The following is a 22,730-nucleotide window of genomic DNA, read 5'->3' on the forward strand; positions in this document are numbered from 1 at the left end:
ATAGAGCGTTAACGAATTCTTCATGGAATCGTCCAGGTATTAATGTTACTATACCCTTATTCCTAAAGCTCACAAGTACACTTGAAATCCGCAATTAATAACGCTTACTTGTTAAAAACTATTGCACCGAAGTCTATAAATTATTTCAACAAAACAATGTTATATTTCAAACCCTCTACGCAACAGGCAGATTAAAAAATAAAGATGTTTAAATACTTTTTATAAGATTTTCCTTTACATCATCTTCTATGCCGTTAAATCAATTTATTCGCTGCAAAAATTTCCAAACGGCTTTTGCATGGTGGCAAGGGCATTTCCGGAATGCTTCCGGCTTAATGGCATTTATTTACTTTAATACGGATTATAGTGTAAGATTCATTTGCTGATTATTATATAACCGCACAAGTGAGTGACACAACGAAGATGCCACAAAAAACTGCAGCTGGCTAAATAAATTTCACGCCTTCGCTTTCTAATTTTTTGTACCGCTTTTCATCAAATACAAAATAGTATGAACCTTTGCGCGAAGATGTTTTTTCTTTTTCATTCAACTTATGAAGAATGCCAAGCGAAAGTATTTTCCTGGTAAAATTTCTTTTATCAAGCTCATTGCCATAAATGGCTTCATACAAATTCTGCAACTGGCGCAACGTAAATTTTTCGGGCAGCAATTCAAAGCCTATAGGATGATTGGCAACTTTTTGCTGTAATCTTTCTTTTGCCAGTAAAACCATTTTTTTATGATCGAAAATGAGGGCCGGGATCTTATCTATGGTAAACCATTTTGCATTATGTTCTTTCATTATTTCTTCACTATAGTCTGCAATCTTTATTAATGCAAAATAGGCAATGGATACAACACGACCACCAGGATCTCTGTCAACATCGCCAAAGCAGCCGATCTGCTCCATGTAAATATTATCAAGACCGGTAAGTTGTTTAAGGATACGTGCTGCAGCGGCTTCCACGCTTTCTGTTTTTTTTGCGAAGCCGCCCATTAATGACCATTTACCTGTTTCCGGTTCAAAGCCTCTTTTAATAAAGAGTGCTTTTAACCGTTCCCCGTCAAATCCAAAAATGATACAATCTACTGCAAGCAGAAAACGGTCGTGGTCTTTATACTGTATTATACTGGGCATTTTATGTGCAAACTTTGTAAGGCTTTAAATATAAAATTGTATGCAATATTAATAACTGACGGAAATCAATTTGAAAGTTTACCGGAAAATTTTAACCAGCCAATAAAAACTTGATCAGTATTTACGCCCGGTTTATCAATAACCTGTAACCTGTACAAGAGTGCGACGCAACAGTTGATGCCATGAAATACCACAGCCGGTAACAAAAAATGATGCTACCAGAACCTTACATAAAGCAGTGAAATAATAAGTAAAGTAATTACAATCATAGCAAGGATGCCTGGTTGTAATTTAAACATGGATTTGTCCAGTGCAAATGCTTTGGGATTTATTTTAGGACCTGTAAGACTCATTAAGATCATAACAAGCATTGTAAAACCAAAGGCAAGACCCATACATACATGGAAAGGTATTTCATAAATACCGTCTGCATTTTTATATGCTGTATAAAACCATGTATCCGGTCCAAACCATGATGCTGCATATACATTGAAAACAACCGATAAGAGGAACCCTACTATTACACCAGCAACGGCTGCAGCACCTGTGGTTCTCTTCCAAAACATACCCAAAATGAACATGGCAAAAACACCAGGACTAATAAAGCCTGTATATTTTTGAATGAATGTAAAGCCTCCTTCACCACCTATGTTCAGTGAATCTTTCCATGTTAATAAAATAGAAACGATCATTGCTGCAAGAATGGCTATGCGGCCTGTCCATACCATCTTCGTTTCTGTTGCATCTCTCTTAATATATTTCTTGTAAATATCTAAAGTAAAGATGGTAGAGATACTGTTTGCTTTACCGGCAAGCGATGCAACAATGGCGGCAGTTAATGCGGCAAGCGATAAACCTATAAGCCCGTTTGGCAAATAGCCAAGAATAGCAGAGTATGCATTGTCTGATACAACCATTCCATTCTTGCTGTGTGCCATCATTTCATTTTGCAGCAATCCTTTTTGATATAACACATAAGCAGCAATACCGGGAAGCATCACAATGATTGGCATTACTAATTTTATAAAACCCGCAAATAAAATTCCTTTACGTGCTGTTTTAAGATCTGCACCCAAAGCTCTTTGCGTAATGTATTGGTTGCATCCCCAGTAATTAAGATTAATGATCCAGATACCTGCAGCATAAGAAAGCAAACCGGGTATAGTTAAGTAGTTCGTTACCTGCTGCTGCGTAGAATTTGCGTCAGGCTTTGAAAAGATCATTTGAAAATGATCTGGCGCATTTTTAAGTAGTTGATTAAATCCTTCCAATGCACTTTCTCCGTAACCAAATTCTTTACTCACCACCGTAAGCGCTACATAAGTTGTAGCAAGCCCGCCAATAATCAAAACGCTTACCTGTATTACATCAGTAAACCCGATCACTTTCATACCGCCAAGTGTAATGAAAATGGCAAATACAGACAATGCTATAATAATAAGATGAAAATTATTTTCAGAACCGCCCACAAGATTATTGATGGCTACTGCTCCAAGATATAAGATAGAAGTAAGGTTTACAAAAACATACAAAAATAACCAGAAGATCGCCATGATCAATGCCACCGTTTCATTATAGCGTGTTTTAAGAAACTGCGGCATAGTAAATATTTTGTTCTTCAGGTATACCGGCATAAAAAACACCGCAACAATGATAAGCGCAATGGCAGCGATCCATTCGTATGCAGCAACTGCTACACCAATAGTAAACCCGTTACCGCTCATGCCAATAAATTGCTCGGCAGATATATTAGAAGCAATCAGTGATGCACCAATAGCCCACCATGTAAGTGATCCTTCTGCAAGAAAAAAGTCGTGTGTATCCATCACCGCTTTCTTTTTCCTGCGATAGATGTAATAACCGTAGCCTGCAACAATAATAAAGTAAACAACAAAGATGAGTTTGTCCTGGAAGAGAAGTTTGTTCATAACAGATCAATCGTTATTAGAGGTTATATATAATATTGAGCCAGGCTCTGATACTACTATTTAGCTTTCGTTGCGTCGCACTCTTCTACTTTCTGGTTTTTATGCAGCATGGTCCACTGCAAATAAAAATAACATTACAAAGAATGAACAAACGATTACACAAAATACAGTTTTATTGTTTTCAAAAAATTAAAAAACAGAAAGTACACTTATAATTCTTTTATTACTTATTCAACTGGTAGTATACGTCACTCCATCTTAATTCATTTTTCAATTCACGCAGTTTGGTATACTCATCTATCATTATACATTCAATGCCTGCCATGTCTGCAAAATCTTCTAAGTGCTCTGCAGTTAGGTTTTGGCTGTATGCAGTATGATGGGCTCCGCCTGCATAGATCCATGCAGCACAACCATCTGCCATGTTGGGATACGGTTTCCACAATACTCTTGCAACCGGAAGTTTAGGCAAATCGTGTTGTGGCGCTACTGCCACTACTTTATTTACAAGCAAACGAAACCTGCTACCCATATCTACTATTGATGCATTTAAGGCTGTACCTCCTGTAACATTGAATACAAGTCTCACCGGATCTGCTTTGCCACCAATCCCCAATGGATGTATCTCACACGATGGTTTGCCATCTGCGATGCTTTCGCATATCTCCAGCATATGCGCACCTAAAACCATTTCGTTATCGGGTTCAAAATGGTAAGTGTAATCTTCCATAAAAGAGTTACCGCCTTTTAAACCTGTGCCCATTACTTTCATAGCTCTTATAAGTGCTGACGTTTTCCAGTCACCTTCTCCCGCAAAGCCGTAACCTTCACCCATTAAGCGTTGCGAAGGAAGTCCCGGCAATTGTGCCATTCCATGCAAATCTTCAAATGTATCTGTGAATCCTTTGTAATTACCATCTTCCAAAAATTTGCGCATGCCAATTTCGATCTTTGCCGTATCCCTCAAAGAGGTATGTCTTGCACCGCCTTTTTTTAAACTGTCCTGTACCTTGTACAGCTTTTCATACTTAGCGCAAAGCGCATCAATATCTTCATCTTTCACAGCATCGATCACCTGCACCAGGTCCCCGATACCATATGTGTTTACAGAAAAACCAAATTTCAATTCTGCTTCTATCTTATCGCCATCCGTAACAGCAACATAACGCATATTGTCTCCAAAACGTACAAACTTTGCACCCTGCCAATCATGCCATCCGGCTGCTGCACGGCTCCATACATTGATGCGTTCATGTACGTCCGCACTCTGCCAATGACCCACTACAACTTTTCTTCTCATGCGCATACGACTCATCATAAAACCAAATTCACGGTCACCATGTGCACTTTGGTTAAGGTTCATGAAGTCCATATCAATATCACTCCATGGAATATCGCGGTTGTATTGTGTATGCAAATGCAGCATTGGTTTCTGCAAGATCTTCAAACCATTGATCCACATTTTTGCAGGAGAGAAAGTATGCATCCATGTAATAATACCAATACAGCTCTTTGCTGTATTTGCTTCCTGGCAAAGCGCATAAATTTCTTCTGTTGATTTTACTGTTGGTTTAAACACCACGCTCACCGGGATTACTGCAGAAGCATGTAATGCTGCTGCAATTTCTTTGGAATGTTCTGCTACTTGCCGCAGCGTTTCTTCGCCATACAGGTTCTGACTTCCGGTAATAAACCACACTTCCAGTTTACCTAAAGGTTTGCTTCCATCTGTATAAATAAGATTCTTCATAAAAGTTATTTTGTCCTGACTCCTAAAATGAAATAGAAGCTGTAAGTATTTAATTTATGTTTTATTAAAGCCGAAATGATTGCTATAGTACAAGAGTGCGACGCAACGAAAGCCTGATGCATGCACAAATTGTCGGGCACAAAAAATTATTCACCCGCAATAATGTCTACATCTTTTACTTTCTCCGGAAACCAGATCATCATTTCACCTTTGCCGCGATTTGCCCATGCATAATATGGAATAGCAACAAAAGGCTGTTGTTTGGTTTGAACTGTTTCCCCGTTTGCATCAACAATAACCGCAGGAACTGTGGACTTAATAACCTGAATACCATTTAACATATCCTGTTTAAATTCTGTTGTAAAAGTTGCTGCGTCTGGCATTACGATATTTGCTGCACGGCCCTCATTGTCTTTCCACTCTGCGCAATAAATAACAGGGCCACGCTGTAATGCAACCTTTCCAATATCACTTTTTACATTTTCATTTGCAACAACACGCTCCACATTCATTGGAAGTTTTACTTCAACAACATCATTTTTCTTCCATATTCTTTTGATGACTGCGTAACCATTTTCCATTTCATACTCAACAGGCTGACCATTTACCGTGATTGGAATTTGCACCTGTATGCGCATCTGATTTTTGAAAGTATAAAGATCTGAAGGCATTGCAATACCTTTTGCCCAGCCCGGAATGCGCACCAGCATGGAGAAATTTGAAGGCTTCTTTGTGTTGACAATGAACTTAAGATCACCATCCCATGGATAATTATTTTGCTGCTCAACAGAAACATCTTTATCCATCACTTTCATGTTTGAAGTGCCGTTGATAAAAAGATTTACAAACAACTTGTCATCTTTTTGGGCATACACGTAACCGGGAATTGATGGAAGTATGCGCACATCATTGGTAGGGCAACAGGAACAAGGAAACCATCCTGAACGTTGTGCTTCCATATCAGCATGCGAGAAAGTGTTTTTTATCTGCATCGCATTGGTGTAGAAAAAAGATTTTCCATCCAAACCGATTCCTGAGATAAACCCGTTGTATAAAATTTTCTCCATCACATCAATATATTTTGAATCTCCATGCAAAAGGAACATACGTTGATTCCAGAATATATTTGCAATAGCTGCACACGTTTCATTGTATGCAGTTTCATTGGGCAATTCATAATTCTCACCATAACGTTCACCATCTCCAATTGCACCTGCACCACCCTGTACATACATTTTCTTTGTAACAACATTTGTCCAGATGCTATCAACAGCTGCAAGCAATTGCTGATCTCCTGTAAGTGCTGCTATATCTGCAACGCCGGAGTATAAGTAACCTGCACGCACAGCATGACCTTCTGCTTCCCGTTGATCAACAACTGGCTTATCATCCTGCCAGTACATGCCATTCTTCCATTCATCTTTACTCGTTGAATCGTAACCATTATAGTGCCCGCGATATTCAATAAAATCTTTTGCTGTTGCTAAATATTCAGGCTTACCACTGATACGGTATAATTTTACCAGCCCCATTTCAACTATTTCATGACCGGGTGCCACATGTCTTTTACCCGGACCAAAAACAGAACAAACGAGATCTGCATTCTTCAATGCGATGTCTAACAAATTTCTTTTGCCCGTTGCCATATAATGCGCTGCTGCTGCTTCATATAAATGACCGGCATTGTATAATTCATGACTCAACTCTCTCTCTTTTTCCCAACGTTGTTTGCCCACCCACGCACCAACATCATTTGGATTGATTGTTCTTGCAGTGTATAAATATCCATCTGGTTCCTGCGCTTTGCCAATGATCGTTATCAATGAATCTAAGTACGCCGCAAGCTTTACATCCGGAAATAAACTCAATGAGTAAGATGCGCCTTCAATTGTTTTATAAATGTCTGTGTCATCAAAAGGATAGATGGTACAAAACTTTCCCTGGTGCGTTGCCGCCATTACAAAATTCTTTACACGACCTGTGCTTTCGCATCGCTCAAACGATGCAGGAATAGTAACAGTGGCATTCATCTTTATACGTGGCAGCCAAAAATTATCGGTAAGTTTTACGCTCGTAAAAGGCACCGCCTGTATAGGATAATCCTTTTTTTGCGCAAACAAAAAAGTTGTTGAGAGTAATGAAAAAGAGAGAATGATCCGTTTCATGATTGTTAGAATTTTTTTGTTACCAACTATAGATTTTCATAGCACCATCCGTTGTGTCACTCACTTGTACGTCCGGAACTTTATGCATCATTTAAACTATGATTCTAACCTGATTAACCTGATGTGACTGATCAACTTTTTTCTTGTCAGCTTAATCAGAGAATCAGCCTATTGTCCGTAATAACTATCAGGTCCGTGCTTACGCTCAAAATGTTTTTTGATCAATGTTTCTTTTAACCGCTGTGCATCTGCATTTATTGATTCTGTAATAAAAGCCATGTGTGCAATTTGCTCAAGCACCGCGCTGTTGTAAACAGCCTTGTCGGCGTTCTTGCCCCATGTGAAAGGTGCATGATTACCCACAAGTATCATCTCCACTTCTTTATAATCCAGTTTACGTTCATTAAAACAATTCATGATCTGGAAACCTGTTTCGTGTTCATAATTTCCTTTGATCATGTCATCGTGCATTGGCGGTGCACAGGGAATATCAACCGTATTATGATCTGCGTGAGTGGTTCCGAAAATTGGTATGTCTCTTTGCGCCTGTGCCCAGGATGTAGCATAGGTGGAATGTGTATGCGCAATGCCACCAAGTGTTTCCCAATATTTGTACAATACAGCGTGCGTCTTTGTATCTGAGGACGGTCGCAGTGTTCCTTCAACAACGTTTGCATCAAAATCTACTACAACCATTTTATCAGGCGAAAGATTTTCATAAGGCACACCACTTGGCTTGATTGCAAATACACCCAGACTTCTGTCAGCTGCACTTACGTTACCAAACGTAAACAATACCAAACCGAGTTTTGGTAATTGCATGTTGGCTTCGTAAGCCTCCTGTTGTATATGTTCGTATTTCATTTATTATTCAGTGAATTTGCCGAGCGCATTATATTGCTCATATCGTTTTGCATATATCCCAACTTTACTTTGATCAGGAAAATATTCCATATCAAATCCTTGTCCCATTGCTGCCATTGCATCTTCTACTTTGCTGTATATCCCTGCGGCAGTTGCAGCAAACATGGCTGCCCCGGCTGCACATGTTTGCTCCGATTTGTGAATACGAATAGGCATATTCATTACATCTGCCATCGTCTGCATGATATATGGAGATTTCCTTGCAACGCCACCAAGACCAATTAATCCTTTTACAGGCACGCCTTCATTATTGAATCTTTCGACAATAGCTTTTGCACCAAAACATGTTGCTTCTACCAATGCCTTAAAAATTCGTGGTGCATCTGTTGCAAGATTCAAACCTGTGATAGATGCTTTGAGTAATTGATTCGCATCAGGTGTTCTTCTGCCGTTGAGCCAATCAACTGCCAGTTCATCTTTTTCATTTAAAGGTAATTTTGATGCTGAAGCAGAAAGTTCTTTGATCATTTTATCGCTGATCTCTTTTTGCAAAGCTCCTGCTGTGGCAGCATCAATTACAGAAGAATTTTTCAATAAAGTATTTAGCGGCCATGATAAAACATTTTTAAACCACGCATATACATCACCAAATGCAGACTGACCGGCTTCCATGCCCATCATACCTGGAATAACAGAGCCGGGCACCTGTCCGCAAATTCCCCTAACCAGAACATCTTTTACTTCATCCATTGGTGCAACAAGCATATCGCATGTGGAGGTGCCCATTACCTTACTTAAGTGGTAAGGCTCTATTTGCCCACCTACCGCACCCATGTGCGCATCAAATGCGCCAACACCAATTACAACATTTGTTGAAAGACCAAGCCTTTCTGCCCATGCTGCAGAAAGATTTCCTGCGGCTTTATCTGCAGTGTATGTTTCTGTAAATAATCCTGAAGAAAAATTATTGAGCAAAGTATCCAGCTCTCTGAAGAAATCATTTGGTGGCAAGCCGCCAAATTCTGCAGCCCATAACGCTTTATGACCAGCGGAACAAACACCTCTTTTCATCTGGTGAACATCGTTGCCGCCTGTTAACAGGAAAGGAATCCAATCGCAATGTTCCACCCACGAATAACATGCATTGCGCACCTGTTCATCTTCACGCAATGTACGCAACAGCTTTGCCCAAAACCATTCTGAAGAGTAAATACCACCAACAAATTGTAAATAATTTACCGGATATTTCTTTGCATGTTCATTTATTTCAGCAGCTTCTTTTGTTGCAGTATGATCTTTCCATAAAATAAACATGGCATGCGGGTTCAATTCAAAATCGGGCAGCAATGCCAGTGGTGTTCCATGCCTGTCTACAGCAACCGGAGTTGAGCCTGTTGTATCTATAGAAATTGCTTTTATGTTTGAAGCAACGCCTGCACCTGCTTTTTGCAAACAATCTTTTATCGTTGATTCCAAACCCTCCACATAATCTAAAGGATGTTGCCTGAAAAGATTTTCCGCGGCATTGCAAAACAAACCGTCTTTCCAGCGGGGATAATAAAATACCGAAGATGCAATTTCATTTCCATTGGAAGTATCTACAATTATGGAGCGTACAGAATCTGTACCATAATCAACCCCTATTACAAATGATCGTGTTTGCATATTCTTATGAGAAGCTTTAATAAAGCAAAGTAAAATAAATTTACAGAAGTGTCAGGTTTACATTTATAATCCAATCTCTACATAAAATCTGAAGGACTGCTGTTGCTATAATCATCAATAAACGCTACTACATTCTCATATTGCCCAAACTCATCTATTCCATGCATTGTAGTTATTACAACTGTATTCATTCCTGCATTGGCAGCAGCCTCCACACCTTTTGGTGCATCCTCAAAAACAATACAATGTGCAGGGTCAATACCTAATTCTTTCGCACATTTTAAATATGTTTCAGGATCAGGTTTGCTAACTGCAACATCATCTGCACTCACAATTGCACTGAAATAATTTCTTATATCCAGGTTATCCAAAACAAAATCAATGTTGAAAGGAATTGCAGCGGAACCAATCGCCAATTTTATTCCCTGCTGTTTTGCTTCTTCTAAAAACTCTTTAAGTCCTCTTATTAATTTCAGATTAGGTTTATAGGCACTTTGGTAACGCCGTTCTTTTTCTATAGACAGCTCCTGCATCTTTTGCGGCTCAAAATAATTTTCGCCAAACACACGCACCAGTAATTCATCATTCTTCCCATACATCTGCGCTTTTACTTCATCATAAGTAAGTCCTGCATTAAGATCGTTATTCAAAATATCGCTCCATGCTTTTGCATGGTACTCCATATCATCTATCATCGTTCCATTAAGATCAAAAAGAAATGCTTTTATCATGAACTATTTTGATTGTTATAAAAAAATTTATGAACCAAGCTGTAGTGCTGCTATACTCTTTTGTTGCGTCGCACTCTTCAACGCCTTGTTCATTTATGGTCAGAACGCACAAGTGAGTGACACAACAGCAGATGCCACATGCACTGCAGCTAAGTACCTCATCTTATTTATTCACTACAACTTTATAAACCGTTTCTGAATGATACTCCTGACCCGGTTGCAAAATGGTTGATGGAAAACTTGGTTTGTTTGGCGAATCAGGAAAATGCTGCGTTTCCATGCAAAGCGCCGTGTGTTGGTTGATTGGCTTGCCATCTCTGTTTCTAAACGTTCCATCGAGAAAATTCCCGGTATAAAATTGCAGCCCGGGCTCTGTTGTATAAACTTCCAATATGCGACCACTTGTGCTGTCTGACAACACTGCAACTTTTTGTGACGAATTATCCTTTTTGTTTAAAACAAAATTGTGGTCGTAACCGCCTTTTACTGAATCAATGTCTTTGCCGATTGCTTTTGCAGTGGTGAAATCAAATGCAGTTCCTTTTACAGATTTTATCTCGCCTGTTGGGATAAGTGTTGTATCCACAGGCGTGTAATTATCTGCATCGATCATCAATGTATGATTGAGAATTGTGTTGCTTACATCGCCTGTTAAATTGAAGTAGCTGTGATTTGTTAAATTTACAGGCGTTGCTTTATCTGTTGTTGCAGTGTATTCGATCTTCAACTCGTCATCGTTGGTTAACGTGTAATGCACCATTACTTTTAGATTACCTGGATAACCTTCCTCTCCATCTTTGCTGAAGTAGGTAAGCATAAGCATTGGAACGGTGTCGTTCATCACAGTTGGTGTCCATATTACTTTATCGAAACCTTTAAGGCCACCATGCAAACTATTTTTTCCATTATTAGCTGCGAGCTTGTATTGTTTACCATCAAGCGTGAACTTTGCATCACCGATCCTGTTTCCATAGCGACCAACAATCGCTCCGAAATATGGCGGATGTGCCAGGTAACCGCTTAAACTATCGAATCCGATAATTACACTGGAGCGATTTCCATTCTTATCAGCAGTTACAAACGATGTAACAGTGCCGCCATAATTTGATATGGTAACTACCGTGCCTTTTGAATTGGTAAGCGTATAGAGATACACTTTGTTGCTGTCAACTGCGCCCCAATCTGCTTTTGTAATGCCTGGTTTTGCGGAAGCAGATGATTCTTCTGTTTTGGTTGCATTGTTACAGGCAACTGCTGATAAGATTAATGCTGCTGATAAGATGAACGAAATAGATTTCATATAGCTTTTTTGAATTTTAAAAGTAATGATACTTATAACATCTTTACTCTTATAATATTAAATGAGTAAGGTGCAGCATCTAATGCAATACTTTTTCCTTTTATAGTTATAGCTGATTCATGTGGCGAAATCTTTGTTGGCTCGCTAAAAGAATTTACGCTATAGAGATCATTGCTTTTTAAAACGACCGATTTTCCTTCTGCAGCAAGTTTCTTTATTCCCTGCAAGGAAATGGTATTCTTTTGTGATTTGTTTGATGCGTTCACCAGTTTAATGATCACTTCATTTGTCGTTGCATCAATTGCGGCTGTCGCAAATAAACTGTCCTGCCCTGTAACGGCATTATTGTCCATTGTAACAGGAATAACTTTTGTGCCCTTGTTAAGCGAATACATTTGCTGCACATAATAATCAGGCGTACCATAAGATTGCAGGTTGTTTACCCAGATAAGATCGGGCGTCCATTGCCAGCCATCAATGTGTGCAAAAAGCGGTGCATAAGATGCCATAGAAACCACGTCTGCATTGCGTTCCAACCCGGTCATAAATGCTGCTTCTGACAAAGCAGACAGCCAGCAATTTTTTTGTTCGGCGTTTGTACCGTTTACATGCGATGCATATTCGCCGGCGAAAATTTTTGTTTCATTGCGGGGAAAAGTATCATAGCGTTTTACATTAGAGAAGAACCATTCCGGTGAGCGGTAATAATGTTCATCAATAAAATCTGCATGCATAGCACGCAATGTATCGTTCAGGTAATTAAACAAACTTCCATCCGGCGCAAAGCCAGAGCTGTTGATCAATTTGAAGTTTGGATATTTTGCTTTGATCGCTTTGGTAAAAATCTTTAAGCGTTCTACATATTGCGGGCCCCAGTTTTCATTACCAATTCCCATCATCTTTAAATTGAATGGCGCAGGATGACCCATATCTGCACGAACCTTTCCCCATTTTGTTGATACGTCGCCGTTTGCAAATTCTACAAGATCCAAAGCATCCTGTACATAAGGATCAAGCTCATCAATTGTTGTAACTTCTGCAGAATTAAATTGACAAGCCATACCGCAATTCAATATAGGTAATGGTTCTGCGCCAATATCTTCTGCCAGTTGAAAATATTCAAAGAAGCCAAGCCCAAATGTTTGAAAGTAATCCGGCGCCGGTCTGTTTGCAAATTCTGTGTTCCAGCGGTTGATGATGAGTTGCCGTTCTTCAATTGGTCCGAGTGTTTTTTTCCATTGGTAGCGATGTTCCAGATCGTAACCTTCCACAATACAACCGCCGGGAAAACGAATAAACCCAGGATGAAGATCTGCAAGTTTTTGAATCATATCTGCACGCATGCCGCCCGGTCTGTTCTTCCATGTATCTGATGGAAACAAAGAGATCATATCAAGATCTATAACACCATTGCCTTCAAACCAGATGTTCATCTTTGCTTTCATCACTGTTGCATTTGCCGTAAAACTTGCTGCAATTTTATGCCATACAATTCCTGCTTCATATGGTGTAACTGTTGTGCCGCCCAAAACATTATTGTTGCTATCAACTAATTCAATATGCATTTTTATTCCCGGCGCATCCTGGTGATACATAACAGAGAAATCATAACGCAGATCTTTTTTTATACCCATGCCGCGAAAACCTTCATTTGTTAAACCGATATCTCCTTTTGCTGCGTCGTTTACTGTAACCCTTATGTAGCGGGGATTTGCCGTGTTTGCATCTTTTTTATTTATCACCAGCACGGGCGGATTCATTGCAGCAATTTGCGGATCAGCTTTTTTTGACTGCTGAATCGTCCATCCCATCATTGGCTTTATAAATTCAAAGGAACGGTTCTTTACAAGCTCTGCATATATACCACCATCCGCACCAAGATTAATGTCTTCAAAAAAGATGCCCCACATCGTGGGCTGTATATCAGCTTTTGGCTCATTAACTTTTACAATTAAAGTGTGTTGTGCATTCGTTGTATTTATGCACAGCCATGATGCAAGCAAATAACAAACCGCTTTTATTTTTTCCATATCGCGCAATTGATGAAAATTATTTTTGTAGTACAGGCTATAGTACCTGTGGCATCGCCTGTTGTGTCACTCACTTCATCGTTCAGAACTTTGATGAGCGGGCTACACGCCTCTCAAAGCCCGCCGCTATCAGCGCATAGCTGTTTTTAAAGTACAAGTGTGCGACGCAACGAAAGCTACATACTTATTCCAATGCCCGGTTCAAAAAATTTATTTTAACTCTAGTACCACTACAGAAAATGGCGGCAGCTTTACATTCAATGTATTTGCTTTTATACTTGCATCATTAAAAACTGCAGGTTTAATTTTATCAGGCTCATCAAATGAGTTGTAGTTCTGCAGTTTTGAAGAGGTTAATATTCTTCCTGTAACATTACTTAGTTTTAAGCTGCTTATATCAACATTAATATTCTGTGCTTTGTGTGCATCTATATTTACCAGTGAAATATGTACCAGGCCACTCTTGTCTTTTGATGCAGAAACAGAAACCGCCGGCAGCTTTTGGTTATTAAGGCTATAATCGTTTGTCTTAACAGTTACCGGCAATAAGGCTGCATCCTGGTGCACATTGTACATTTCCATTACGTGATATGTTGGCGTAAGGATCATTTTTTCTTTGTCGGTTAGAATAACGGCCTGCAATACGTTGATGCATTGTGCAAGGTTAGCCATGCGAACACGGTCTGCATGATTGTTGAAAATGTTAAGCGTAACACCGGCAATCATAGCATCACGCATAGTATTTTGCTGATATAAAAACCCTGGATTCGTACCTGGCTCCACGTCATACCAACCGCCCCATTCGTCAACGATCATCGCCACTTTTTTCTTAGGGTCGTATTTGTCCATGATAGCTGCATGCTTTGTAACCAGTTCATCCATCTGCAAAGCACTCTTCATGGTTGCGAAGTATTGGTCTTCGGTAAAATCTGTTGCAGAACTTTTGTGGCCCCAGTCAATAATGGAGTAATGATGCACACCAAGACCACCTAGCATATCAACGGGAATATTCTTCATTAAAGTTTCTGTCCAGTTGTAATCAGCATCGCTTGCGCCTGATGCAATGCGCATCAATCCGCCAGTGTTTCCCCAGTCTGTCATAAAAGTTGCAAACCTGCGAAACTCATCTGCATAATATTCCGGACGCATATTACCACCGCAGCCCCATGCTTCATTACCGATACCCCAAAATTTTACTTTCCAGGGTTGTTCCCTGCCATTTTGTTTACGCCAGTCGCTCATCGGGCTTTTGCCTTCGAAGTTTACATATTGTACCCAGTCGGCCATTTCCTGCGGAGAGCCACTGCCCACATTACCAGTCAAATAAGGTTCGGCGCCAAGCAATTCGCACATGTTCAAAAAATTGTGTGTACCAAAACTGTTGTCTTCAGTTACACCACCCCACCATTTGTTTACGATAGTTGGTCTTTTGTCTTTTGGGCCAACTCCATCTTTCCAGTGATATGTATCGGCAAAACAGCCACCTGGCCAGCGCAGGTTGGGTATCTTTAATTTTTTTAGCGCATCAATAATATCATTGCGTACACCATCTGTATTAGGAATGGTTTTGCTGGTATCGCCTACATAAAAACCACCATAGATGCAGCGGCCAAGATGCTCTGCAAAGTGACCATAGATGTTTTTGTTGATAGTTGTACCGGAAGTGCTATTTATTACAACTGTTGTCTGCTGAGCAAACAAAAACGAGTAAGTAAATAATGACACGGCTAATAGTGACAAGCGTAATCGTTTCATAATAAAATCAGCTTTATTCTTTAAATATGACAAAAGCAGAATTTAAAGATAAGTGTTATTATGACATTTATTATTCCCCAGGCAGAAATTTTTTTTGAATCCGAAAGTCTTGCAGAAAAGTGCCACCGATATTTTGATAACACTTTCTTTGCCAGATAGATTTCAAACTAATTATCCAGTGTTCTTATTACTGTTCTGGGGCCGCCATGCAGACCGGATTTGTTGAGACTATAGGTAAATGTAAGCAGGAAGTACCGTTGCAATACGTTATATTTTTCATCAGTGATATAACCAAGGTTACTGCTGCGGCTGATACCTGTATTTTTCTTTAGCAGGTCAGCAATACTGAATTTTATTTCCCCCCGGTTATTCTTTAATAATGATTTTGCAGCAGATACATTCCAAAGTGGTATGCTGGTATTAAAACCATCGAAGCGGCCGCTGTTAATGGTGTAGTTGAACTCATTACTTACGGTGATCTTACCGGGAAAGTAATTGACCATTTCAAGTCCATAACGTTGCTGCAGGTAATTGTTGCCAGCATTTTGTTGCAGTGAGTATTTGCTGCTGCTGAAATTTAGCCGGGCGGTTACACGAATGTCGAGTTTTTCTTCAAGGTTAAAATCGTATGCAATGTTTGGACCGAACGAAGTATTGCTGATATTATTACGCTGTGCATTTATATAAGAGACACTTTTGCCGAGGGTGGTGCTCGTGCCAATCTCTATTCTTGATTTCAGTTTCTTTAAAGGAAAACCATAATTGATGTTACCCATCAGGTTGTAAATACCATTTGCATTAGTGTAAGTACTGATTCTTGATCCATTTGGATTAATTATTTGTGCCTGAACAATATTGCCTGATGAAGTAGTGAAATTAAAAAACGCAAAAAGGTTTTTCCGCTCTATTGGATCAGCTGCAAAAAAATTGAGCATGATATTGTGATTATATTGTCTTTTCAACAAAGGGTTACCAATAATGATATTGAGTGGATCACTTACGTCTGCCACCGGTTGTAATTGTGCAATTCCAGGTTGAGTGGTGGATGTGCTGTATTGCAACCTTATGTTTTTCATTTTGCTGATATTGTATTGCAGCATAGCATTGGGCAACAAGTCAGTAAAATTTTGCAGTGTATTTTGGCTATGCGTATTGTCAGTGATTCTTAAAGTAGCAGACTGCAGTGAAGAACCAACTGTGAGATTTATTTTTTTCATATTGGTTCTAAAGTTGATGCTGCCTCCTGCATAGGTATAGTTACTTTTAAAATCGTTGCTGAGCCTGGTATTCAGTACGTCATGTTTGCCCGATGCAGTATTGTAATCATAAGTTTGCTTATTGCTGTTACCAATATTGGCATTAATAAATGAAGAGAATTCCAGCAGTGATTTTTTCCCGATTGGTTCTGTATAAGTAAGATTGGCGCCACCATTTCTTGTGATTGCATCTCTGCTGTTCGTTTGATTGATCAATGAATCGTTACTGCCCGCATCCGTATAAAATTTATTTTCTGAATATAAAGTTCCAGCAGATGTACTATGGTTATAGGTTGAATTTATATTTAAAGACAACGTTCTTCCTTTCTTTTTAAATTTCTTTCTTAATAATGCCGTATTAACAAGATTAAATGCATCGGCATTTGAAGTGCTATTACTATAGCCTTCATTCAATTTTATTTTATTAAGATCTTCTGAAGTATAGGTTGAAGCAGTTTGCTTACTTGTTTGCTGCCAGGTTGCTGCACTTGTTATTTTTAAAGAAAGGCTGCTGTCTATTTTCTGATCTAGTATAGCGTTCAAGCGATGCTGGGTATTATCATTAATACTGTTGCTTGTTTGAAACCGATTATAACTATTCTCCCCTGCAATGTATTGCGTGTTGATTTGTTTATTAGTAAGAAGGTGAATATCGCTGCCTGTATAATTAGCATTAAGGTCAGTTTTATTTTTATTCCATGCGTTATTATAATTAAGGCCGCCTGCTGTTGTATTGGCAACACCCTGTTGGTTTTGACCAAGACCTGTGATTGGTAAGCTATTATCGTTATCATCATCTGTTCTTATTACAATGCCGCCACCATTGCGCATACCCCGGCTCATTTCACCGGTGAAATTTAAAACATCGCTAATAGAAAACCCTTGCCTGTTTGTATTATTCGCCATAGCAATTAAAAACAATTGCTCGTCACCTTTGAATTTATTGATATTGGTTTGTGCATCATAACGTTTATCGTTGCCTGCACCGGCTGCTATTTTTCCAAACAATGCGTTGGCTTTATCTTTTTTTAGTTTGAGGTTGATGGTTTTTTCTGCATTGCCATCATCTACTCCTGTAAATGAAGACTGGTCGCTTTGTTTATCAAAAACCTGTACCTTATCTACTGCATCTGCAGGAAGATTTTTTGTAGCCATTTTTATATCGCCAGTAAAAAATTCTTTGCCATTTACCAGCACACGTTTTACTGTTTGTCCGTTTACTTTTACTGTACCATCCGTTTCAACTGTTACACCAGGCATTTTCTTCAGCATGTCTTCTACAACTGCATTGGGTTGTGTCTTAAAATTTTCTGTGTTGAACTCAAGTGTATCATTATTGATGGTAACCGGTGGACGTTTAGTATTTACAGTTACTTCACCTGCAGAACTAAGATCCTGCATATATACATCGCCAATATCCTGCGGGTTTGAATTGCCAATAATTTCTATAGGTTTCCAAACCGCAATATAACCAACATAAGAAGTGGAGATAAGGTATTTGCCTTTTTCAACGCCGTTCATTTTAAAATTACCTGCAGAGTCTGCTCTTGAAAAACTTACGAGTGTAGAATCTATTTGCCGCACCAGGGAAACAGTTGTATAGGCAAGTCCTTTATTTATGATGGAATCATATACTCTTCCTTGTATGGTAATTTTTTGTGAGAATAAAGAAAGAGATACAAAACATGAAAAGAAAATGTACAGCAGTTTTTGCATAGCAGCATATTTGTTTCAAAAATAGCTGCGCTGTTTTGCAAACATGGTTAAGTAACCTGAGTGTAAGGTTAATGAATGTTAATGAAGCCCTCTAAATCTCCCTAAAGGGAGACTTTAAAACTATACAGAATAAACTTTAGTATTATAATACAAATTATTACTGTGAACTAATTTAGGATTAAACACTACAGTTGAATTAATAACAAGTAGTACAAGAGTGCGACGCAACAGGTGATGCCATTTATACAAATGCAGGGCAAATAAATTATACCCTATAACAAACAGCATTAATATTCATACCTGCACCTACAGATGCAAATATGATCACATCACCTTTTGCTACACGATGACCGCTGATGGTTTCTTTTCTAACCATATCGTACAAGGTAGGAATAGTAGCTACGGAGCTGTTGCCCATGTTATGAATATTCATAGGCATAATATCAGCGGGCATAGAACTATTATATAATTTGTAGAAAGCCCTTAAAATGGCTTCATCCATTTTTTCATTAGCCTGGTGAATGAATATTTTCTTAAGCTGATCAAGCGGTAATCCTGTTTTATCAAAGCAATCTTTCATTGCTTCGGGTACGTGCTTTAACGCGTATTCATATACTTTGCGGCCCTTCATTTTTATATAACGTATGCGCTGATCTGCGCCGGGGAAATTAGATTTACCAAAACTTATATAGTAAGCTTCCTCCATTGAATGAGATTGCGTGGAGCAACTCAAAATACCGCTATCCGCATCGTCGTTAAATTCCAATACACATGCACCTGCACCATCACTAAAGATCATACTGTCGCGGTCATATACATCTATTACACGACTCAATGTTTCTGCACCTACCACCAATGCTTTTTTTGCAATACCCGCTTTAAAAAATGCATCTGCCTGTATTACACCCTGAAGCCAACCGGGACAACCAAACAACACATCATACCCAACACAATTTGGATTACGTATGCCAAGTGTATGCTTGATACGTGCAGCAATAGAAGGCACTGTATCAGACTGTATATTATGCTTCATTACGTTGCCATAATTATGTGCAACGATAAGCTGGTCCAGCGTTTCAGGGTCAATATTCGAATCTTCTATTGCTTTTTTTGCGGCTATGGCGCCTATGTCTGATGTGGAAAGATCACAAGGCGCATAACGCCTTTCCTCTATGCCTGTTATTAATTTTAATTTATCCACCACTTCAAGCTGCGAGCCTTTTACAGGAAAATGATCTTCACCATAAAATGTGTTGATGGCAAAATCACGGTTTGTTTTAATTTCAGAAGGGATGTAGCATCCTGTTCCGGTTATTATTGTTCTGAACTGACCCATAAAAATTTATCTGCGGAAGAAATTGTTATAAAAGGCAGGCAATGCTTTTTTGTAAATATAGGTAAATACAAAATACGCAATGAATTGTGTAGAATTTTGCCTGTTAAACAGCTGAAAATAATAGTTATAATGTGATTTTTTTTGAGCCGGGCTGAAGTGCTGCTACTATGCATCGGTTGCGTCGCACTCTTGTACTGCTTTTATTCTATTCAGCAGAATAGTTGCTACCATTTTTCTTCGTCCGGAATATCTTTATTAAAGTCACTGAATTTTTTCCGTGAAATAATTTTCTGCAATTGCCTTTCAATAATAGCATCCGCGATCAGCAAGCCAGCATCATCAGTGTTTTTTTCTGCAAGTAAGGCTTTCAATTTTTTTTCATTTACATCCAGCCTGTATAAAATGCTCACCAGTTTTTCAAAGTCATTATTAATAAGAAAATGAATGTATTCAGCCAGTTCTTTTCTGAAAAGCTGCTCAGAATTTTGAAGCACAAGCTTGTCGTCCGTTGCAAGTATTATCTGCTGCTGCAGAAGCTGGTTGTCTTCTGTTGTCATAAACTGTTGCTCATTGCGCCATGCAGAACAGCAGCCCTTACAAGTCTTTTGATAAGCATTATCTGGCCAAGATGATAATGCGCATGTTCTGTAATGCCATGCAATGTTTTATAATAAGTGGAGTGACCTGTTACAGTAAGGTCATAGATCTTTTCTTCCGGAAATTTTCTTACTGCATCTGCGAGGTTTGCTGCCGATGCAAAAGCCGCATCTTTCAATTGCTGCCAGTCATGTTCATTTTTTATAGCTGGCACATTAAAACCATTGACCTCATCGATCTCAGGATTTATGCCCATTAAGCGCATAGATACTACGTCGTTGTAAAAATTGAGATGATGCAGTAATGCTGCAATAGTATTATAAGATGCTTTTGTTACAGTAGTTGCTTCGCGGTAATCAATATCGTCAATGGTATCTTTTATATTAACATCGGTCCAGTTGTTTCCTTCAAACACTTCGGTAATGTGTTGTGCGATGAGTTCTGTTATTTTCATATGTATGACTTTAAAAAGTTCAATAATATTTTTCAATAACTCCAAGCCCGAACAGAGCAAAATCATATTTTACGGGGTCGGAGGGGTCTAAAGTTCGTAAATAAGTTGTCAATTCCAAAGCCGCAGGCCAATCTGTTTGCTTTCTTATTAATAAATTAAGCTTTTTTGCCACCCTGGCTACGTGCAGGTCCACGGGGCAAATAAGCTGCGAAGGTTTTATTTTATTCCAGATTCCGAAATCCACTCCTTTGTTATCTTTCCGTACCATCCAGCGCAGGAACATATTTAATCTTTTACAGTTCGATCCCTTTTCCGGTGTGGCAATATGTTTCTTCGTTCTGGCGGGAACATCTTCCAAAGAAAAAAAATAATGATGAAACCCAACCAGGCTTTTCTCTATTGTATCATCTTTTGGTGATATCCATTTTGAAAAAGCGGTTTCCAGAGAATCATTCTTTGTATAATGAAATTTCAAAAACTCAATAAAATAAAGCAGGTCTGTTGGATTAAACGTTCTGTGTTTGAATTGTAAAAGGCTTTTCAATTCCTTGTCGTTATGCCCTACAACAAACTGATGTGGCTGCATATCCATCAACTGCATAAGCTCTGTTGATTTATTGATAATGGTTTTCCTACCGCCCCATGCAAATATGGCTGCAAAAAACCCCGCTATTTCAATATCCTGTTTTTTAGTAAATAAATGCGGAATGCAAACAGGATCATCTTTTATAAAACCACGCTGATTATATAATTCAACTTTACTGTCTAAAAAATCCTTGAGCTCATTTTTTTCTTTCATTTTCACCTTCCCATATTTTCATATTCTGCGCTAACAAATTGCCTGCTGCAGATCTTCTATCAAATCATCTATATCTTCAATGCCTACGCTTAATCTTATAAGAGAATCAGTCAACCCGTTTTTAATCCGTTCTTCCCTTGGTATGGATGCATGCGTCATACTTGCAGGATGATTGATCAAAGATTCAACACCACCAAGGCTTTCCGCTAATGCAAAAACTTTTGTAGAAGATAAAACTCTTCTTGTTTCGTCAGCGCTGTCATCTTTCAATTCAAAACTAATCATACCACCAAAACCACGCATCTGCTTTTTAGCAATTGCATAATTTGTATGATCTTCAAAGCCCGGCCAATAAACTTTTGCCACTCTGTTATGATTGCGTAAGAAATAGGCGATCCTCTCACCGTTCTCACAATGCCGCTGCATACGCACATGCAACGTTTTTATACCACGTAATACCAAAAAACAATCCTGTGGACCGGGAACTGCACCACAGCTCTTTTGAATAAAATATAATTCATCTCTTAACGCTTTATCGTTCATTACAAGCGAGCCTTGTATCACATCACTATGGCCACCAAGATATTTTGTTGCAGAATGCATTACAATGTCTGCCCCAAGATCAAGCGGGTTTTGTAAATAAGGGGAAGCAAAAGTGTTGTCCACACAAAGCAATGCATTATGTTGTTTTGCAATAGCAGCAACAGCAGCAATATCTGTGATATTCATCAAAGGGTTGGTAGGCGTTTCTGTCCAGATCAGTTTTGTTTTATTGCTAATTATTGCTGCAATATTATTGGCATCCTGCATGTTCACGTACTTAAACACGATACCAAATTTTTCAAACACTTTGGTGAACAGTCTGTATGTACCGCCATACATATCATTCGCAGCAATCACTTCATCACCCGGCGATAATAATTTTATTACTGCATCTGTTGCCGCTACGCCACTGCTGAATACCAAACCATATTTTCCATTTTCAATTTCAGCCATGGCTTTTTCTAATGCAAACCGCGTTGGGTTTTGCGACCGTGCATATTCATATCCTTTGTTATTGCCCGGCGCCGTTTGCACATACGTTGACGTTTGATAAATAGGCGTCATAATAGCACCGGTTGTTGGGTCTGGCTCTACACCGGCATGAATAAATTTTGTGGCAGGTTTCATATATTTCATTTTCAGAGCGGGCAAGTTAAGAACATTTGTGCTGATATTATTTTGAAGAAATTCTATGAGCCCGGC

16 protein-coding genes are annotated in these 22,730 nt (G+C 38.9%); all 16 read right to left on the bottom strand.

Annotated features, from left to right (window positions below; translation table 11 throughout):
- Positions 1 to 446: 446 nt before the first annotated feature.
- The gene (locus tag FRZ67_RS11955) at positions 447 to 1,139 is read right to left on the bottom strand and encodes an NUDIX hydrolase (protein ID WP_147189787.1); all 693 of its coding nucleotides are present in this window, start codon (positions 1,137 to 1,139) and stop codon (positions 447 to 449) included.
- A 215-nt stretch (positions 1,140 to 1,354) separates the two neighbouring features.
- Positions 1,355 to 3,067 (bottom strand): sodium:solute symporter family transporter, encoded by a 1,713-nt coding sequence (locus tag FRZ67_RS11960; RefSeq protein WP_147189788.1) that lies wholly within the window; start codon positions 3,065 to 3,067, stop codon positions 1,355 to 1,357.
- A gap of 223 nt (positions 3,068 to 3,290) precedes the next feature.
- On the bottom strand, positions 3,291 to 4,817 hold the full coding sequence (araA, locus tag FRZ67_RS11965) for an L-arabinose isomerase (protein WP_147189789.1): 1,527 nt from the start codon (positions 4,815 to 4,817) through the stop codon (positions 3,291 to 3,293).
- A 146-nt stretch (positions 4,818 to 4,963) separates the two neighbouring features.
- Positions 4,964 to 6,982 carry a glycoside hydrolase family 127 protein gene (locus tag FRZ67_RS11970; protein ID WP_147189790.1) on the bottom strand — a complete coding sequence of 673 codons (2,019 nt, stop codon included), beginning with the start codon at positions 6,980 to 6,982 and terminating at the stop codon, positions 4,964 to 4,966.
- A 168-nt stretch (positions 6,983 to 7,150) separates the two neighbouring features.
- On the bottom strand, positions 7,151 to 7,846 hold the full coding sequence (locus tag FRZ67_RS11975; protein ID WP_147189791.1) for an L-ribulose-5-phosphate 4-epimerase: 696 nt from the start codon (positions 7,844 to 7,846) through the stop codon (positions 7,151 to 7,153).
- A 3-nt stretch (positions 7,847 to 7,849) separates the two neighbouring features.
- Complete coding sequence (locus FRZ67_RS11980; protein WP_147189792.1) at positions 7,850 to 9,511, bottom strand: ribulokinase; 1,662 nt, start codon at positions 9,509 to 9,511, stop codon at positions 7,850 to 7,852.
- A 77-nt stretch (positions 9,512 to 9,588) separates the two neighbouring features.
- A complete protein-coding gene (locus tag FRZ67_RS11985) occupies positions 9,589 to 10,242 on the bottom strand; it encodes an HAD family hydrolase (protein WP_147189793.1) in 654 nt (217 codons plus the stop codon).
- 163 nt (positions 10,243 to 10,405) lie between these two features.
- Positions 10,406 to 11,542 (bottom strand): aldose epimerase family protein, encoded by a 1,137-nt coding sequence (locus FRZ67_RS11990; RefSeq protein ID WP_147189794.1) that lies wholly within the window; start codon positions 11,540 to 11,542, stop codon positions 10,406 to 10,408.
- Between the two features lie 32 nt (positions 11,543 to 11,574).
- Complete coding sequence (locus FRZ67_RS11995; RefSeq protein ID WP_147189795.1) at positions 11,575 to 13,572, bottom strand: alpha-L-arabinofuranosidase family protein; 1,998 nt, start codon at positions 13,570 to 13,572, stop codon at positions 11,575 to 11,577.
- A gap of 210 nt (positions 13,573 to 13,782) precedes the next feature.
- Positions 13,783 to 15,327 carry an alpha-N-arabinofuranosidase gene (locus FRZ67_RS12000; protein ID WP_147189796.1) on the bottom strand — a complete coding sequence of 515 codons (1,545 nt, stop codon included), beginning with the start codon at positions 15,325 to 15,327 and terminating at the stop codon, positions 13,783 to 13,785.
- A 167-nt stretch (positions 15,328 to 15,494) separates the two neighbouring features.
- Positions 15,495 to 18,299 carry an outer membrane beta-barrel protein gene (locus tag FRZ67_RS12005; protein ID WP_147189797.1) on the bottom strand — a complete coding sequence of 935 codons (2,805 nt, stop codon included), beginning with the start codon at positions 18,297 to 18,299 and terminating at the stop codon, positions 15,495 to 15,497.
- A 265-nt stretch (positions 18,300 to 18,564) separates the two neighbouring features.
- On the bottom strand, positions 18,565 to 19,635 hold the full coding sequence (locus FRZ67_RS12010) for a 3-oxoacyl-ACP synthase III family protein (RefSeq protein WP_147189798.1): 1,071 nt from the start codon (positions 19,633 to 19,635) through the stop codon (positions 18,565 to 18,567).
- A 224-nt stretch (positions 19,636 to 19,859) separates the two neighbouring features.
- Positions 19,860 to 20,192 carry a hypothetical protein gene (locus FRZ67_RS12015; protein ID WP_147189799.1) on the bottom strand — a complete coding sequence of 111 codons (333 nt, stop codon included), beginning with the start codon at positions 20,190 to 20,192 and terminating at the stop codon, positions 19,860 to 19,862.
- Positions 20,189 to 20,686 carry a DinB family protein gene (locus tag FRZ67_RS12020; RefSeq protein ID WP_147189800.1) on the bottom strand — a complete coding sequence of 166 codons (498 nt, stop codon included), beginning with the start codon at positions 20,684 to 20,686 and terminating at the stop codon, positions 20,189 to 20,191. The genes FRZ67_RS12015 and FRZ67_RS12020 overlap by 4 nt, the downstream gene beginning before the upstream one ends.
- Before the next feature lie 19 nt (positions 20,687 to 20,705).
- On the bottom strand, positions 20,706 to 21,485 hold the full coding sequence (locus tag FRZ67_RS12025; protein ID WP_147189801.1) for a TIGR02757 family protein: 780 nt from the start codon (positions 21,483 to 21,485) through the stop codon (positions 20,706 to 20,708).
- 30 nt (positions 21,486 to 21,515) lie between these two features.
- Entirely contained in the window at positions 21,516 to 22,655 is a 1,140-nt protein-coding gene (locus tag FRZ67_RS12030) for a cystathionine gamma-synthase (protein WP_147189802.1), read from the bottom strand.
- Positions 22,656 to 22,730 lie beyond the last annotated feature (75 nt).

Source organism: Panacibacter ginsenosidivorans (genome assembly GCF_007971225.1).
Taxonomy (GTDB): domain Bacteria; phylum Bacteroidota; class Bacteroidia; order Chitinophagales; family Chitinophagaceae; genus Panacibacter; species Panacibacter ginsenosidivorans.